General features: G+C 35.1%; 15 protein-coding genes. 12 read left to right on the plus strand and 3 right to left on the minus strand.

Going from position 1 to position 17,264, the window contains the following annotated elements; translation table 11 throughout:
- Positions 1 to 122: 122 nt before the first annotated feature.
- A complete protein-coding gene (locus OMO38_RS02220) occupies positions 123 to 3,548 on the plus strand; it encodes a DEAD/DEAH box helicase (protein WP_264748614.1) in 3,426 nt (1,141 codons plus the stop codon).
- 85 nt (positions 3,549 to 3,633) lie between these two features.
- Here the strand turns inward: OMO38_RS02220 and OMO38_RS02225 are convergent, their stop codons facing one another.
- Both OMO38_RS02225 and OMO38_RS02230 read right to left on the minus strand, forming a co-directional pair.
- A complete protein-coding gene (locus OMO38_RS02225; RefSeq protein WP_264748615.1) occupies positions 3,634 to 4,764 on the minus strand; it encodes an MBL fold metallo-hydrolase in 1,131 nt (376 codons plus the stop codon).
- Positions 4,764 to 5,408: an NAD-dependent epimerase/dehydratase family protein gene (locus OMO38_RS02230; protein WP_264748616.1), complete on the minus strand. Its 645-nt coding sequence runs from the start codon at positions 5,406 to 5,408 to the stop codon at positions 4,764 to 4,766. Before OMO38_RS02230 ends, OMO38_RS02225 begins: the two co-directional genes overlap by 1 nt.
- A 333-nt stretch (positions 5,409 to 5,741) precedes the next feature.
- On the opposite strand from OMO38_RS02230, the gene OMO38_RS02235 reads away from it, so the two are divergent.
- The 10 genes from OMO38_RS02235 (at position 5,742) to OMO38_RS02280 (ending at position 15,383) form a co-directional block, all read left to right on the plus strand.
- Positions 5,742 to 6,602, plus strand: coding sequence for a helix-turn-helix domain-containing protein (locus OMO38_RS02235; protein ID WP_264748617.1), 861 nt, complete (start codon positions 5,742 to 5,744; stop codon positions 6,600 to 6,602).
- A 127-nt stretch (positions 6,603 to 6,729) separates the two neighbouring features.
- A complete protein-coding gene (locus OMO38_RS02240; protein WP_264748618.1) occupies positions 6,730 to 7,410 on the plus strand; it encodes an NAD(P)H-dependent oxidoreductase in 681 nt (226 codons plus the stop codon).
- 35 nt (positions 7,411 to 7,445) lie between these two features.
- Positions 7,446 to 8,051 carry an NAD(P)H-dependent oxidoreductase gene (locus OMO38_RS02245; RefSeq protein ID WP_264748619.1) on the plus strand — a complete coding sequence of 202 codons (606 nt, stop codon included), beginning with the start codon at positions 7,446 to 7,448 and terminating at the stop codon, positions 8,049 to 8,051.
- Between the two features lie 558 nt (positions 8,052 to 8,609).
- On the plus strand, positions 8,610 to 9,332 hold the full coding sequence (locus tag OMO38_RS02250; protein WP_264748620.1) for a hypothetical protein: 723 nt from the start codon (positions 8,610 to 8,612) through the stop codon (positions 9,330 to 9,332).
- A gap of 2 nt (positions 9,333 to 9,334) precedes the next feature.
- Positions 9,335 to 9,961, plus strand: a complete 627-nt coding sequence (locus tag OMO38_RS02255) for a CHAP domain-containing protein (protein WP_264748621.1) — start codon at positions 9,335 to 9,337, stop codon at positions 9,959 to 9,961.
- A gap of 9 nt (positions 9,962 to 9,970) precedes the next feature.
- Positions 9,971 to 11,704, plus strand: a complete 1,734-nt coding sequence (locus tag OMO38_RS02260; protein ID WP_264748622.1) for a UvrD-helicase domain-containing protein — start codon at positions 9,971 to 9,973, stop codon at positions 11,702 to 11,704.
- Between the two features lie 115 nt (positions 11,705 to 11,819).
- Positions 11,820 to 12,629, plus strand: a complete 810-nt coding sequence (locus OMO38_RS02265; RefSeq protein ID WP_264748623.1) for an SDR family oxidoreductase — start codon at positions 11,820 to 11,822, stop codon at positions 12,627 to 12,629.
- A 133-nt stretch (positions 12,630 to 12,762) separates the two neighbouring features.
- Positions 12,763 to 13,551: a helix-turn-helix domain-containing protein gene (locus OMO38_RS02270; RefSeq protein ID WP_319804176.1), complete on the plus strand. Its 789-nt coding sequence runs from the start codon at positions 12,763 to 12,765 to the stop codon at positions 13,549 to 13,551.
- Positions 13,552 to 13,558: 7 nt separating this feature from the next.
- The gene (locus OMO38_RS02275; RefSeq protein ID WP_264748624.1) at positions 13,559 to 13,894 is read left to right on the plus strand and encodes a nuclear transport factor 2 family protein; all 336 of its coding nucleotides are present in this window, start codon (positions 13,559 to 13,561) and stop codon (positions 13,892 to 13,894) included.
- A 985-nt stretch (positions 13,895 to 14,879) separates the two neighbouring features.
- Positions 14,880 to 15,383, plus strand: coding sequence for a hypothetical protein (locus OMO38_RS02280; RefSeq protein ID WP_264748625.1), 504 nt, complete (start codon positions 14,880 to 14,882; stop codon positions 15,381 to 15,383).
- A gap of 38 nt (positions 15,384 to 15,421) precedes the next feature.
- Here OMO38_RS02280 and OMO38_RS02285 read toward each other — a convergent pair whose 3' ends face one another.
- Complete coding sequence (locus tag OMO38_RS02285; protein ID WP_264748626.1) at positions 15,422 to 16,456, minus strand: threonine aldolase family protein; 1,035 nt, start codon at positions 16,454 to 16,456, stop codon at positions 15,422 to 15,424.
- 85 nt (positions 16,457 to 16,541) lie between these two features.
- On the opposite strand from OMO38_RS02285, the gene OMO38_RS02290 reads away from it, so the two are divergent.
- Complete coding sequence (locus OMO38_RS02290; protein WP_264748627.1) at positions 16,542 to 17,195, plus strand: metal-dependent transcriptional regulator; 654 nt, start codon at positions 16,542 to 16,544, stop codon at positions 17,193 to 17,195.
- Positions 17,196 to 17,264: the final 69 nt, after the last annotated feature.

The raw sequence follows: 17,264 nt of genomic DNA on the forward strand, positions 1-17,264 counted from the left end.
ATGGTAAGAGAAACCGTAATCTGTATCATTTTATAGTGGCGGGTAATGATTTTACGATTTGCTAATGAGACCTTATAGACGGAAACTTCATCTTTTTTTATTACTTTAGCTCTCCTTAAACTTTGCTGATTTTTTTTGTTTTACAAACCAATAACATCAGGCAAAAACAGATTATCACTCAACTTCTTTCCACTAAAATGCAGGAACACAGGAATCAATATATTTTCGATCAGATCAACCTCTCAGGCTTTTCTATTTTTGATCTGCAAAAGCACTGTTCCGAAAGGGTTGGTATTGAAAAAGAAAATTTAAAAGACATTCAGCCTTATTTTATTGAAATCAATTCCGGTGTGTTTTTCAAACCTTCAGCTAACCTTGATTTTCCGAGCGTTGCGGTAAATATCATTGGAAGTTCGCTGATTTTAGACTGTCCATGCGATGCTCTGAAAACCAGAATGTGTACACACCAGGCTCAGGTTTTATATACAATTATTGAGCGTCAGGATCTGCGTATTTTCTTCGATGTAAAACTCCGGCGAAGGAAATTACAAGACTTCGCAAAAGATTACGGCCTGGAAAATGAACCCAGTCTTGACGACTTCTTTCAGTTGGAACACGTCAATCAATCTCTACGCATTGAGCCTAAAATAAAAGAGCTGATCAAACTGAATGCTGATGATTTAAAGCAAAAATTATTGCCAAAAAATACACAGAACTTTCACGAAATTAAAACTGATCATCACTCACAGAAAATGTTTCTGCTGATTAAAAAACATAAATACGATGAACGGTTCAGCATTGAACTTTTTGAATCAGAAAGCACTCAATCCGGAAAAATAAAAAACCCGGTAACCGCAATCGACCCTTCAGGTTTAATCTGGAAAGCTGAAACTGTTGACGATGCAAAATTCTTTACCGCAGTTTCAAAATTTGAAAATAATCTGAACGGAGAAAAAAATGAAGCCGATCTTGAAGCTTTAAAAATCGTGGTGAAAAATCCTCTCAATCTGCCCACTTTTTATCATGATAAAAATATTTCAGAAAATGTTTCTGCTAAATCTATTGTGCCGGTTGATGTAAAACTGTTGAATGCCGATATCGAGCTTTCAGTTTTCAAAAAAGAACCCTTTTTTGAAATCACCGGCGGACTGTGGCTGAATGATGTTTTGCAACCATTCAGGAATCTTAAAATTCAGTTTCAGTACTTTCTTTTCCACGAAAACACTTTACACCTGATCACCAATCTGGATATGCTCCGTGTACTTGAGTTTTTCAAATCCAACAGAGAAATTTTGCTGGTGCATTCATCAAAATTTGAAGAATTTAAAGAGAACATTCTTTCCAGTCTGGAAAAGCAGATTAAAATCAATTACTCTTACATAAAACCCGCTACCAAAAAGCAACTGGAAGAAAAATCCTTTGATGAAAAGGTTGAAAAGATTATCTATCTGGCGGATCAGAATGATTATATTTCAATCACGCCTGTGATAAAATATGGTCAGGTGGAAGTACCTGTTTTCTCAAGAAAACAGATTTTTGATGCCGATCAGAACGGTAATATTTTTAAGGTTGAAAGAGACGACAGAAAAGAAATAAAATTCACGGCAGCCATCATGCAGCAGCATCCCGAATTTGCCGAACAGATCGAGCAATACGAGTATTTTTATCTGCATAAAAACAAATTTCTGGATGAAGAATGGTTTTTGGAAACTTTTGAAAAATGGCGGAATGAGGGAATCATTATTTTAGGTTTCAATGATTTAAAAAAGAATAAACTCAATCCCAATAAAGCTGTTGTTTCCATCCAGGTTGTAAGCGGAATCAACTGGTTTAATGCTGTAGTCAATGTGAAATTCGGGAATCAAACGGCATCACTGAAACAATTGCATAAATCCATCCGGAATAAAAACAAATTTATACAACTCGACGACGGAACCAACGGGATTTTGCCTGAAGAATGGATGAAAAAACTGAACCGTTATTTTCAGTCAGGTGAAATTTATGACGAACTTCTGCGGTTGCCAAAAAGTAATTTTTCTGATATCAAAAACCTTTTTGAGGAGGACGTTTTGAGCAAAGAAGTTACTGAAGAAATTGATTCGTACAACAAAGCATTTTCTGAAGATCAAAACATTCCCGAAACAGAAGTTCCGGCAGAATTAAAAGCGAACCTGCGCGACTACCAAAAACAGGGACTTGACTGGCTGAATCATTTGGATAATTTCAATTTTGGAGGTTGTCTAGCCGACGATATGGGATTGGGAAAGACTTTGCAGATTATCGCATTTATTCTTTCACAAAATGAAAAACGTTCTGAAAACACCAATCTTATTGTGGTGCCAACTTCTTTACTGTTCAACTGGCAGGCGGAAGTAGAAAAATTTGCTCCTTCACTCAACATGATGACGCATTACGGAGCTAACAGAATTAAAAACACAAGTCAGTTTGCAGGTCACGAAATTGTGCTGACTACTTACGGAATGCTGCTTTCCGATATTCGGTTCTTAAAAGAATTCAGTTTCAATTATATTTTTCTGGATGAATCTCAGGCCATTAAAAACCCAAACTCTGAAAGGTACAGAGCTGCAAGATTATTAAAATCACGAAACAAAATCGTTCTCACAGGTACACCGATTGAAAATAATACTTTTGATCTTTACGGACAACTATCCTTTGCCATTCCTGGTTTATTGGGCAGCAAGGAATATTTCAGAGATATTTATTCAATACCCATTGATAAATTTGAATACACCAAAAGAGCAACCGATTTACAGCAAAAAATAAAACCATTCATTCTCAGAAGGACGAAAAAGCAGGTTGCAACAGAGCTTCCCGACAAAACGGAAATGGTGATTTACTGTGAAATGGGAGAGGAACAAAGGCGGATTTACGATGCGTACGAAAAGGAACTGCGCGAATATATTTCGGCAAAAGATGAAGAGGAAATCGCCAAAGACAGCATGCACGTTCTGACTGGACTGACCAAACTGAGACAGATTTGTGATTCTCCTGTATTGCTCAAGGATGAAGAACAGTTTGGTGACAGTTCGGCAAAAATCGAAGTTCTGATGGAGCAGATTGAAAACAAATCTGCTCAGCACAAAATTCTGGTTTTCTCTCAATTTGTCTCTATGCTCGATTTAATAAAAGCGGAACTTTTAGAACGAAACATTTCATTTGAATACCTTACCGGACAGACAAAAAACAGAGCCGCCAAAGTCAATGAATTTCAGGAAAATGAAAATGTCAGGGTATTTTTAATAAGTCTGAAAGCGGGCGGAACAGGTTTGAACTTAACGGAAGCCGACTACGTTTACCTAGTCGATCCATGGTGGAATCCGGCAGTTGAAAATCAGGCGATAGACCGCTGTTACCGCATCGGACAGAAGAAAAACGTCATTGCTGTACGGTTGATCTGTCCGAACACAGTGGAAGAAAAAATTATGAAACTTCAGCAGTCTAAAAAAGAATTAGCGAATGATTTGATTATGACAGATCATTCTGTGTTCAGAAATTTGTCAAAGCAGGATCTGCTGGAAATGTTGTAAATCAGAGAAAAACGTTTCATGAAAAAAATTCACGAATTCAAAATAAATTCGTGCATTTTTTGTTTGACAGACAATTTTAAATCAATTATTTTGCATCTTTCCACCATTGTTTAAACACCTGAGAACCGTTGTCCAGCAACACTTTTTCTCCAATCATCGGGGTTGCCAGTCTGTAAGGTTTTCCGGCTGAGAGTTTTGTCATTTTTTCCAACGGTTCTTTCCACGGATGTCGAGCCAAGGTAAATTTGGAATGATGCACGGGCAGGAGGTTTTTTGCTTTTAATTCTGTGGTTGCCAAAGCCATTTCTTCGGGCAGCTCGTGTACCGATTGCCATGCTTTGTTGTACTGTCCGCATTCCATAATAGCCCAGTCTATCGCCGGATATTTTGCTGCAACCGTTTTGAAGCGGTCACTGTAACCGCCATCGCCACTGTAATAAATATTCATCTTGGGAGACTGAATGTAGAATGACAGCCACAATGCTTTATCAGGTGAAAATCCACGACCGCCACCGTGATGTGTATTTTCTGCAATAATATTGAAATCCGGTTTTACGGCTACAGTTTCACCCCAGTCTTTTTCCAGAATCTGTTTTTGTGTGTAGCCCCATTTTTCATAATGCGCTCCTGCTCCAAGACCACAAATTACAAATTTCACTTTCGGCTGTAATGCTTTTACGGTTTCATAATCCAAATGGTCATAATGATCGTGTGAGAGCAGCATGTAATCGATTTCGGGCATGTCGTCCGCAGAATAAATGTCGCTGCCTTTGTACGCTTTCACGCCCCATGGAGTTGGCGATGCTTTACCGCTGAAAATCGGATCAACCAGAATTTTTACACCATCCAACTGCAAAAAGAAAGAAGAATGCCCAAACCAGACCAACACATTTTCGTCTGGCGGAATTGATTTTAAATCGGTCTTAACCGAAGGCAGAGCAGTGGTTGGTTCAGTATCAGGATAGGTCTTAGTTAATGAATTCCAGCCTTCAGTCCACATGCTGTATCCCTTTGTGATGGTCGGTTTTTCTACAAGATTATGAAAGGTTCCATCTCTGAAATTTTTTGATTTCTTCATCAATTCAAGTCGTTCACCTTCCGGTAAAGCGCCGAACTGAGGCTGTTTCATATAAAAATAAGTGGTGATGATGAGAAGGATGATTAATGACAGTAAAACGATGACCGTCCACTTTAATATTTTTAGAAATCGCTTCATTATTTTGATAATTCTTTAATGTCTTTTGCCTCCAAAATTTGTTTTGAATATCCTTTCAATACTGCATTAATCATTGCTTTCCCTACTTCTGAAAGTTTTAATGTAGGTGCAGAAAAAAATGGTGACAACAGTGGAATCAATATTTTAAAAATAAACTTGATGTTTTTCTGACCTTTGCTTCCCGTCATAACCGCCGGCCGGAAGTTGTACTGACCTTTGAAAGGCAGTTTCATCAGCGCATTTTCTGTACGTCCCTTCACTCTTGCCCACATTATTTTTCCTTTTTCGCTGCTGTCGGTACCGCTTCCTGAAACATAAATAAAAGTCATTTCGGGTTTAATTTCTGAGAGCGAAGCTGCAAATGGAACTACAAAATCGTACGTTTTTCTGGTAAAACTTTCTTCATTTTCGCCTACCGAACTGATACCTGCACAAAAGAAACAGCCATCATATTTTTCCAGTAAATCTGAATGCTTTTTGATTTCGGAAAAATCTTTTACAATGAGTTCTTTCAGTTTGGAATGTGACAGTTCGTAAGTTCTTCTGCCGATGATCAGCACTTCATTTACTTTCGGATTTTCAAGGCATTCAAATAAAACACCTTCGCCTACCATTCCTGTTGCTCCTGTGATTATGATTTTCATGTTATGTTTTTTTTACGCTGTAAATATCGCAAATAAAAAGAGAATTTTATTTAAATGAAATTGTAAGTAGATAATAAGCTCAATTTACTATAAATAAATAATTGATTTCTATTTAATGAAAAAGGTTTAGGATTGATTAAATTTTATAAAAACATATTGGTTCCATTATAGAAAATTTGGTGATGCTATTAAATTTTTAGGTCTGGATTTAACTGTTTAGTTGTGGTCGATTTGGCAGTTTTCACCAAATATCGGAATTGATACAGCAATTGAAATCCGGTAATCAGTAAACTTCATTCGTTTCCGTATCTTAGAATTTGATAAGTTTGCAAAATGAAAATTTATAAAGACTTCGCTACCTACAATCAGGAAATTGGTTTATCTAGACCTTTGGATAATGATATCGATGTCGGTTATTACGATGCTCCGAAAATAAAGATTGCCTGTGAAGCTGTTGTCGTAGATTTCTACAGAATTTCAATTAAAATTAAATATAAAAGAAAATCTACTCCGGATGTTGCGCCTGTCTCCGCTGTTTTCTTTAATACTCCTAATTTAATTATAGAACCTGGCTGGGATGCTGAGCCCGATTTTACGGGAATGTATCTGCAACTCTCCAAAAAAATAATTGAGGAAAACCGGTTTTTGTTCAAGACTTATTTAGATTACGGACAGCATGAGGCATTATATTTAACCGATGAAGAAGTGGAAGAGGTAAGTGCAGTTTTTAAATTGATGATGAAATATTATGAAAGTGAAAAAAGAAATTTCAATGTGCTTCTCTCGTATGTCAATGTGCTTGTTTCTTTGGTAGAGGCATTCTATAAACGTCAGTTTTCTACTGATCCTAAGCAGTACAATCACGTGGTTACCGATTTTCAGCAGAGCCTTATTGATTATTACAACCGACCTGTACAGCAACTTCCCAATGTGCAGTACTTTGCAGATCAACTGGGATTGACGGCGAACTACCTGGGAGATATTGTAAAACATTTTACGCAGAAGTCAGCCTTAGAAAACATCCATGATTTTGTGATTAAAAAAGCAAAAGAGTTATTGATGGAAAATCATCAGATGAATACAACCGAAGTGGCGTACGAACTGGGTTTTGAATATCCGAATTACTTTTCAAAATTTTTCAAAAAACAAGTTGGATTGAGTCCGAAAGAATTTCGTCAGGAACTGATTAAATAATCAAACAGATGTCTTCAGGAGAAGGCATTTTCTGTGATCCGTAATTTGTCTCTTTTTTTGTAGTAATCTGTTTACATAGATTGAAAATCAAGATTTTAATTTTGTCTTATCATTTTAAAGCAAAAATATGAAGACCAAAATTATCCTGATAATCATTTTAACAATGATTTCATTCGGAACAAAAATCAGTGCTCAAAATAATTCTTCAAAGCAACAGACTGTTTTACTTATCAACGCGCATCTTACTTATCCTGGCTTATCAGAAGGAAAACTGAACAAGGCGTTTTACGATAAAGCCAGAGAATTTTTCGTGGCAAAAAACTTCAAAATTTTAGAAACGAAAATTGAAAGTGGTTACAGTATTGAAGAAGAAGTGGAAAAACACATGCAAGCTGACATTATCGTTTTGCAGACACCTATCAATTGGGAAAACGCACCATGGATCTATAAAAAATATGTAGACGATATTTTCACCAGTGCGATGAAAAGCCAAAAGTTTCTTTCCGGCGACGGCCGCTCAGCAACGGATCCTACCAAACAATATGGAACAGGCGGGAAAATGCAGGGTAAAAAATTCCTGCTTTCAGCAACCTGGAATGCTCCGGAAGAAAGTTTTAATAATCCTAAAAATCAACTTTGGAAAGGAAAAAGCGCTGATGATGCATTGGCGAACATCGGTGCAAATTATTCTTTTGTTGGGTACACTGTACTTCCAGGCCACTACTGTTATGATGTTTTTCACAATAAGCACATCAAAGAGGATCTGGAAAACTACCCTAAATATCTGAAAAAAGTTTTCGGTTTTTAAAATTAAACTCAATTAAAAAAAATATTAGAAATAAAATGAATTCAACAAAAAAGGTACTCATAATTAATACTCATTTAACGTATCCAAACTGGTCAGAAGGTCTTTTAAATGATGCATTTCATCAGAAAGCGAAAGAGTCTTTCCTGTCAAAAGGATTTGAAATCTTAGAAACCAAAGTCGAAGACGGCTACGACGCCGCAAAAGAAGTCGAAAAACACGTTGAAGCCGATATTATCATCTTACAAACACCTATCAACTGGTTCGGAGCACCCTGGATTTACAAAAAATATGTAGATGAAGTCTTCAACAGTGGTTTACACAGCGCCCAATTCCTTTCCGGAGACGGCAGAACAAGAGAAGATGCTACGAAACAGTATGGAACGGGAGGAAAAATGCAAAGCAAAAAATTTATGGTTTGCGCCACCTGGAATGCTCCAAAAGCCAGTTTCAATGATTCAGCTCAGCTATTGTTTGAAGGAAGAAGTACTGCAGATGTTCTTATTCAGATTACAAGTAATTACCGTTTCTGTGGTGCAGATATCGTAGCAGATTATAACTGTTTTGATATTTTCAAAGACGGAGATATTGTTGCAGATCTGGAAAACTATCCAAAGCATTTGGAGAAAGTTTTTGAATTATAAGAACCTTAAATATCGTTATGAAAAGCCAAAGTTGATACTTTGGCTTTTTTCTATTATTCAGATTTAAATACTTTTTTCGAAATAAATAATCTTTAATTTTAATTTCTGATTATTAAAATGAAAGCAATGACAGTAAAAATAATTAGCAAAATTAAACATGAACTCGATTGTGGCTGAAAGTTTTTCTTCACAAAATAATCTACATATACTGACGCTTCCAGATGACTTAAAAGTTAATTTATCGAAGGTGAATTTTGCGAAGAATCACGATAAGAATTAATTAAAACAATCACTTAAAAATTGATAAATGAGATTCGTTCTATTTTTTAAAATATTGGGAATATTTTTTGAAATGATCAACCTTAAGCAAGTTCTCAAACAAAAATTGTCTTGAGCTTTGGAAAGAGCAAAACCATTTCGTAATTTTAGATTTATTTTATATCAGGATATGAGTGTTTGCACAATTCATATCCGCTAAATCATAAATAAAAAGAGAATTTGAAAAAAATCAATTGTAAGAATTGACCATATCAGATGACAAACACAAAAACACAATTCATGAAAAAAATACCAATCCTTATTCTTTTACTTCTTTCGCTGCAAAATTTCTTCTCTCAACAATTTCCGAAACAGGCGTCATTGATAGAAGATTTCGTACCCAAGGGATGGAAAGTTCTCTATCATGTACAGGGTGATCTCAACAAAGATAAGGTTGATGATCACGCTGTCATTATTGAAAATACAGATCCTGGAAATTTCAAAAAAAATGAAGGCTTAGGTACAGATCGACTTAATCTCAATCCAAGAATTTTATTGGTTTTCTTTAAAAATCAGAAAGGATATGCACTTGCCGCTGTGAATAATAAAGGATTTATACAAGCTGAAAACAGCGAAGACAATCCCTGCCTCGCAGATCCAATTTCAGAGACTCAGGGAATTTCTATAGAAAAAGGTTTGCTGAAAGTCGCTTTTAACTATTGGCTCAGTTGCGGTTCCTGGTATGTAAATGACGCCATCTACACTTTCCGTTTTCAGAATGACCATTTTGATCTGATAGGTTTTGATCATTCAGAATATCACCGCGCAAATGGTGAAAAATCTTCTACGAGCATTAATTTTTCAACAAAAAAGAAAAGTACAACAACCGGCGGAAATATGTCCGATGAAGATTCTTCACGAGAAAAAACTGTATGGACTACCTTCAGAACTAAGAAGTCGTATGATCTCCAAACTATTGATGAAAAAGCATATTTTGAAATTTCAGAAAATAATGAAGATTGATAATGAAGAAAAAAATAATCGTAATTTTAGTCGGACTGATTGTTATTTTTTCTGCAAATTGGGCTGTTAAAAAGTTCAATCTAAACAGCAATTATAAGGTCGGACAGAAACTGGACAGTTTTAATGGAGTAGTGGTCTACTATAATGGGGGAGTCAATCATGTTGAGGGAAGAAATAAGACCGTTGATGGATATAATCTCGGTTTGAAATATCAATGTGTGGAGTTTGTGAAGAGATATTATTATGAATATTACCATCATAAAATGCCTGACAGCTATGGACATGCCAAAGATTTTTTTGATCAGAATTTAAAAGACGGCGAGAAAAATAAGAAAAAAGGCCTGTTACAGTTTAAGAATAAAAGCTGTTTAAAACCTGAAGAAAATGATTTGATTATCTTCAGCTCAAACCTATTCAATCGTTTTGGTCATGTAGCTATTATCTCAAAAGTCTCTGATAAAGAAATTGAAATTATCCAACAAAATCCGGGACCTTTTAGTACATCTCGGGAAAGTTTCCCTTTAGAATTTAAAGATAGAAAATGGCAGATTAAAAATAAAAGAATTCTGGGTTGGCTGAGAAAAGAAAAAACGGATATTTTACAAAACACAATAGATTCAATTAATTAATTTTTAAAAATGGAGTGGACACAGGAGCAGAAAAACATCATTAATTCTACCGGAAATATCAAGATCAACGCCGTTGCTGGCTCAGGAAAAACTACGACCGTTATTGAATATGCGAGAACGAGACCTGAAAACAGCAGGATTCTTTATCTGGCATTTAATAAGTCGGTAAAACTGGAAGCTGCGAAAAAATTTCAGGAAAAAAGACTTCACAATGTGACTGTTGAGACGGCTCATTCTTTAGCCTATAAAAATGTTGTCTTTCAAAGCAATTATAAAATCAAAGCGCTGGGTTACAAAACCAATGAAATCGTTGAACTCCTCAATCTGCAGGGTAATGGTGAAAAACACACCGAGTATATTATTGCAAATCACATCAACAAATTCATCACCTATTTCTGCAACAGTGATAAACTGAAAGTTCAGGATCTAAATTATCTTGATACCATTACAGATCCCAATGCGAGAATTTTCGTCAGTACATTTTACCAGTATATTCTCACGCAGACCCGAATGTTGTTGAGTAAAATGGATAAAGGCGAAATTGAAATCACCCATGATTTTTATCTTAAAAAATTTCAGATTTTAAATCCGAAACTGCCTTTTGATTATATTCTTTTTGATGAAGGTCAGGATGCTTCGTCGGCGATGTTGGATGTATTTCTAAAACAAAATGCAACCAAAGTAATTGTAGGAGATACACATCAGCAGATTTACGGGTGGCGTTATGCAGTCAACTCTCTGCAAAAGGCTGATTTTGAAACGTATCATCTTTCAACAAGTTTCCGCTTCGGTCAGGATATTGCGAATCTGGCCATGGAAGTTTTAAAATTTAAAAAACACATCAATCAGCATCAAACCATAACGATAACTGGTAACGGACGGGTTGAAGAAATAAAAACCAAAGCTATTCTTGCAAGAACCAATCTTGGATTATTGTTAAAAGCCATCGAATACGTTACTGAGAAAAAGAATGTTAAACATATCTACTTTGAGGGAAATATCAATTCTTACACGTATGCAGATGAGGGAGCTTCTTTATATGATGTTTTAAATTTAAAGAATGACAAACGGACGTTCATTAAAGATAAACTCATCAAAGCGATGAAAAATATGAAAGAACTTGAAGATTACATAAGCAAAACAGAAGATCTTCAACTTGGGATGATGGTCGAAATTGTAAAAGAATACGGGAATAAAATTCCGAATATCATTAAAACCATCAAGGACAAACACGTCGACGGCGATCAGAAAGAAAAAGCAGAGATGATCTTTTCTACCGTTCACCGCTGCAAGGGAATGGAGTATGACAGTGTGCGGCTGGTGAATGATTTTATTTCTGAAGAAAAACTGGAGAAACAGACGAAGGAAATAAAGGGCCAGGAAATCAACGCTACAAAACTCAATCAAGAAATCAATCTTCTGTATGTGGCGGTAACACGAACCAAAAATAAGCTACACATTCCCGAATCTTTGATGCCTGTCGGTTTTTATGAGTCTTCACAAATCCAAATTATTAAAGACATTCCGAAGGACGGGAAGAAAACTGAAAAATCATATACAGTCGACCAGGTACGGGAAAAACATAAAGGCGCGTACCAACCCTGGACATCAGAACTTGATCAGGAACTGATGGAACTTTATTCAGAAGGCATCAGCGGAAATGATCTGGCGAAACATTTCGGTCGTACAAAAGGAGCTATAGCTTCACGGATAAAGAAATTAGAGATGGATGATTTTTCATAACAGAAAATTATAGGGTAATCGCCCGTCATTTTGGATACAATGAAACTCAATTTGGCAACATTTCCGGCCACGTATCTGCAGACATTTGTATTATAAAATTTAAAGAAAATTTACAATGCAAAAAACAATTTTTATCACAGGCGCATCATCAGGATTGGGAAAAGCTACGGCAAAATTATTTCAGTCGAAAGGCTGGAACGTCATCGCAACGATGCGGAATCCACAAAATGAAACTGAGCTTTCGGCGCTGGAAAATGTAACACTTCTTCCTTTGGATGTTACCAATTTACAGCAGATTCAGGAAACCGTAAAAAAGGCAATTGAACTTCATCCCATTGATGTGGTTTTCAACAATGCAGGTTATGGTTTGATTGGTGCTTTGGAAGCGTTGACAGACAAACAAATCGTAAAACAGCTGGACACCAATTTACTGGGCGTGATTCGTGTAACTCAGGCTTTCATTCCTTATTTCAGAAAAAACAGAAATGGATTATTTATTACCACAACCTCCATTGGAGGATTATTGACTTTCCCTCTGGATTCGCTTTACCACGCCACAAAATGGGCTTTAGAAGGCTGGAGCGAAAGTATGTCGTTTGAATTAGCGTTGCATAATGTTGGCATCAAAACTATTGCGCCGGGCGGAATTAAAACTAATTTTGCAGGAGAATCATTAGCCGTTGCCAGTCATCCGGCTTATGAAGAGGGTATGAAGAAATTATTTGAACTGATGAACCCTGATAATTTTGAACCGGTAGAGTGGATAGCTGATGTGGTCTACGAAGCTGCGACGGATGGGAAGAATCAATTGCGATATGTGACAGGCGAATTTGCCAATCAGCTGTACAACCGTCGTTTAGAAATCGGTTTCGAAGCTGCCGTTCAGGAAATGAAACAGATGGCATTTGGTGATTTAATCAATTAAAAAATTAAGAAATGAATAATCCGATAAAAGTAGATTCTATCTCAAGACTTCACGAGATGTTGGGTTTCGGAAAGCCTGTTCATCCTTTGATAAGCCTCACTGACAATACCATATGATTGTGGAAAGTGACTTATTGAATCAACATTTTCTTTTCAATTTCTATAAAATTTCTTACAAAAAAACAAGGAAAGGCAAGATTGGATATGGACAAGGTTATTATGATTTCGACGAAGGCGGAATGGTTTTTACCGCGCCCAATCAGCTGATTTCCACGAGTGCCGATGATATGGAATACGAGGGTTTGACTTTGCTGATTCATCCTGATTTTTTCAGAAATTATTCATTGGCAACCCGTATTAAAAGCTTTGGCTTCTTTTCATATTCTGCCAACGAAGCCTTATTTTTATCGGACAAAGAAAAGCAAACGACATTTTCAGTTTTTGAGAATATTAAGGAAGAATTGAATAATACGATTGACGATTTCAGTCAGGATGTTATCATTTCTCACGTCGAGGTTTTGCTCAATTACAGCAACCGTTTTTACAAGCGCCAGTTCATTACCAGAAAAGCAGTGAATAGTGATTTACTTTCGAAAATTGAAGAACTTTTAAATGTCTATTTTGAAAAAGAAGACGGCTTGAATCAAGGTTTGCCAACCGTTGAGTTTCTCGCAACCGAGCTCAGTCTTTCACCACGGTATTTAAGTGATATGCTTAGGTCTTTGACAGGGCAGAATGCACAACAGCTCATTCACGAAAAACTGATTGAAAAAGCAAAAGATTATCTTACAACAACCCAACTTTCGGTTGCAGAAATCGCTTATCAGCTTGGTTTTGAGCATCCGCAGTCTTTGAATAAATTATTTAAAAATAAAACCAATCAGACCCCTGTGCAATTTAAGCAAGGTTTTTATCGTAACTAAATTTAAAATGAATATAGAAACATTTATCAAAGAATGGATTGCAGTCGGCAACAGTTACAACACCGAAAAATATCTTGAGTTTTACAATCAAAACGCTGTTTTGGATGACCCTTCAGTTGGAAGAAAGTTCATTGGTCACAGCGGAATCAAGGATTATTTTGTGAGTTATTTTATCGGTTTTAAAACTCAGACTGAATTGAGGAAATTGGAAATCAAAGAAGATTCGGCTTATCTGGAAGTAGAATTTACTGGAGATTTTCCTGAAGGTAAAATCGGTGGTAGTTTTGATTTTGTTTTTAAAAATAATAAAATAGAATTTGTAAAAGCTGATTTGATTCATTAAAAAGGACGGAAAAATTAAAAGCAGGAAAAATCTTTTATTTATGATATTTTCAATAAACAAAAAGATATAATAAAAATGTTGAAAAATGTTTTTGGCATTTATAAAAGCTGATTTAATTTATTAGATGTGACAGAAAATCGAAAGTAGAAAAGTCTTAGATATAAAATTTTGGGTTATTAAATTGCACTTACAGAGGAATAAGAAAAGTTGCAACATTTAAAAATTTAAATTTTCCGATTCGCTATAAATCAATCAATTACATTTCATAGAACAAATTCAATTTAACATAATATAAATTATAGGACTTTTTAATAGCGCTATATTTAGCCATTTAACTACCACTAAAATTTTAGACTATGTCATTTTACAAATTATGATTTTTCACACTGGCTCCTAATTTTTAAAATTATTTAAGTAAACTGTTGCTTTTTATCAAAGAAATTTTTTGACAGATTATGCGTGTGAAATTTTTGACTGTACCAGATACATATTTAAAGATAAAAATCCAGGCGATTCTCAGCGATTAGAAAATTTTTCACTTTTAACGATTTCTTCATTAAGATCCTTTTCAGTCATTTCGATAATAAAAATTTTTAACCTTAGTGCTTTTGAAAACTTTTAGTTTGTACCGAATAAATATTTGTAAAAGAAAATTCAGACAATTCTTAGCAATTAGGAAATTTTTCAGTTTAAAGATTTCTTCATTTAAGATCCTTCTTATTCATTTCGATAATAAATTTTTAACCGTAATGCTTTTGAAAACATTTAGATTGTACGAAATAAATATTTGTAAAACAAAATTCAGACAATTCTCAACAATTAGGGACTTTTAATTTGGAAGATTTTTTGCTTCGTTCTTTACAGTCAAGATCAAATTGACCTACAGATTATTTTAAAATATTATTTCCCAAACTAATCGTTTGATTGTAGATGACAATCGTTATTTTAGCAGAACAAAATCAATTTAACATAATAATATTCGGTTATGAAAAAGTACATTCTTTTAGGTTCGTTATCATTTTTTCTAATGAACTGTAATAAAAAAACAGAATCGCCTGCAACTAATGCAAACAGTGATTCGATTAGTGATTCCACGACTGCAGTAGTTGATACTTTAGGTGCTAAATCCTTTTGTTATGTAGGCGTTACCGGAAAAGACAGCGTTTTTGTAAGCATAGATGACAATTTGGGCACTGTGACTGGAAAAATGAGATATAAAAACAGTGAAAAAGACAGTTCAAAAGGTGAACTTGTGGGTTCCAAATCAGGTGATACCCTGAAACTTACTTATGAATTTGCATCTGAAGGCACGACCAGTAAAAGAGATATCTTTTTCATCCAAAAAGACGGAAATCTTCTGGAAGGAATTGGTAATCAGAAAGATGAAAATGGGGCGATGAAATATGCTGACGAAAAGAAAATTGCGTATAAAGACGGACAAAAATTAGAAACTGCAGACTGTGCAATGGTTTCGGAAGCTCTAAAATAAAATTACTAAAAAAGTGCAACTCAAATGAGTTGCACTTTTTATTTTAAGTGATCGTTGATAATTTGTATAAAATCATTTACCGCGTCTTCATTCGTATTCCATGACGTAATCAAACGGATGGCCGAAGAATTTTCATCAATATTTTTCCAGATATAGAATTCAAATTTTTCTGATAATAACTCAATTAGCTCATGATTTACAATTGGGAAAATCTGATTGGTATAAGTATCTGAAAGAAACGGAATCTCTTTTTTCAACAGAGCATTTTTAATCTTCATCGCCTGCTGATTGGCATGTTTTGCCAAATCGAAATACAGATTATTCTGCATCAGTTCCAGAAACTGAATTCCAAGCAGCCTGCCCTTTGCCAGTAAAGCACCTTTTTGCTTAATATTAAATGCAAAATCTTCCTGTAATAATTGGTTGTTGATGATGATGGCCTCTCCTATCAGAGCTCCGTTTTTGGTTCCGCCTAAATAGAAAATATCCGTTAAGTTAGTAAGATCTTCTAAACTTAAATCATTGCTTTCCGACGTCAATGCATGTCCCAATCTCGCTCCATCCATGAATAAGTAAAGACTGTTTTCCCTGCAAAAGACTGAAAGATCTTCCAGTTCTTTTTTAGAGTAAATGGTTCCAAGCTCTGTAGAATTTGAAATGTAAACCAGCTTAGGCATTACCTGATGCGGAACATTTTTGTGATTCTCTAAAACAGGAATGATATCCGAAGGCGATAATTTTCCTTCTTCTTTTTCAATACTCAAAATTTTATGTCCGGTTGCTTCGATTGCGCCAGTTTCATTATTTAGAATATGTCCTGTTGATGCAGAAATTACGCATTGATAAGGTTTTAAAACTGAAGAAATTACAATAAGATTTGCCTGAGTTCCTCCCGAAACAAAATAAATTCCGGCATTCTGATTATTAATTTTTTCTTTGATTAATTCTTTAGCTTTTATTGAATATAAATCTTCTCCGTAACCAGCCTGCTGATCGAGATTGTAACGTATAAGTGCTTCAAGAATGTTAGGATGACAACCCTCAGAATAGTCGTTTTTAAAAGAAAATTTCATGATGTAAAATTAAAAAAACTTAAAATAACAAGCCTGAATTTTAAATATTATTTTGTTAGATTTGTAATGAAAATCATCTAACATTTTGAAAACAACATTAACCGAAGAAAATTATCTGAAGGCTTTGTTTCATTTAGTTGACAATGAAGGTAAAGTAACGATTAACGAACTCAGCAAATTTCTCAACGTAAAAATGCCGAGCGTTAATAATATGATGAAGAAATTTTCAGAAAAAAAATGGGTCATTTACGAAACCTATAAACCACTGAGAGTTACTGAAAAAGGACGCCGTGAAGCCGCATTAGTGGTAAGGAAGCACAGACTTACCGAAATGTTTCTGGTTAAAAAAATGAACTTTGGTTGGGAAAACGTTCATGAAATTGCCGAACAGCTGGAACACGTACATTCTAAAATATTTTTTGACAAAATGGATGAAATATTAGATCATCCGAAATTCGATCCGCACGGAGAACCTATTCCTGACAAAGACGGAAATATTATCTCGATGGATTTGCGTAAACTTAGTGACTGCAAGGTTAATGAAAATGTAGTTTTTGCCTCTGTAACCCTTTCTGATGATGCATTTCTAAACTATTTAACGGAAAGAAAACTTCTCCTGAATACAAAAATTAAGATCATTAAAATCGAAGATTTTGATAAATCGGTAACGGTAGAAGTTGATGGAAAGCAGGAAGTGTTGAGCAAAAAAGCTACAGAGAAAATTTTGGTTAAAAAATAGAATTGTCATTTCTAAAATCTAAATAAGAAATCCCAAACTGTAAAAGTTTGGGATTTTATTTATACTAAA

The organism is Chryseobacterium kimseyorum (genome assembly GCF_025971945.1).
GTDB lineage: Bacteria > Bacteroidota > Bacteroidia > Flavobacteriales > Weeksellaceae > Chryseobacterium > Chryseobacterium kimseyorum.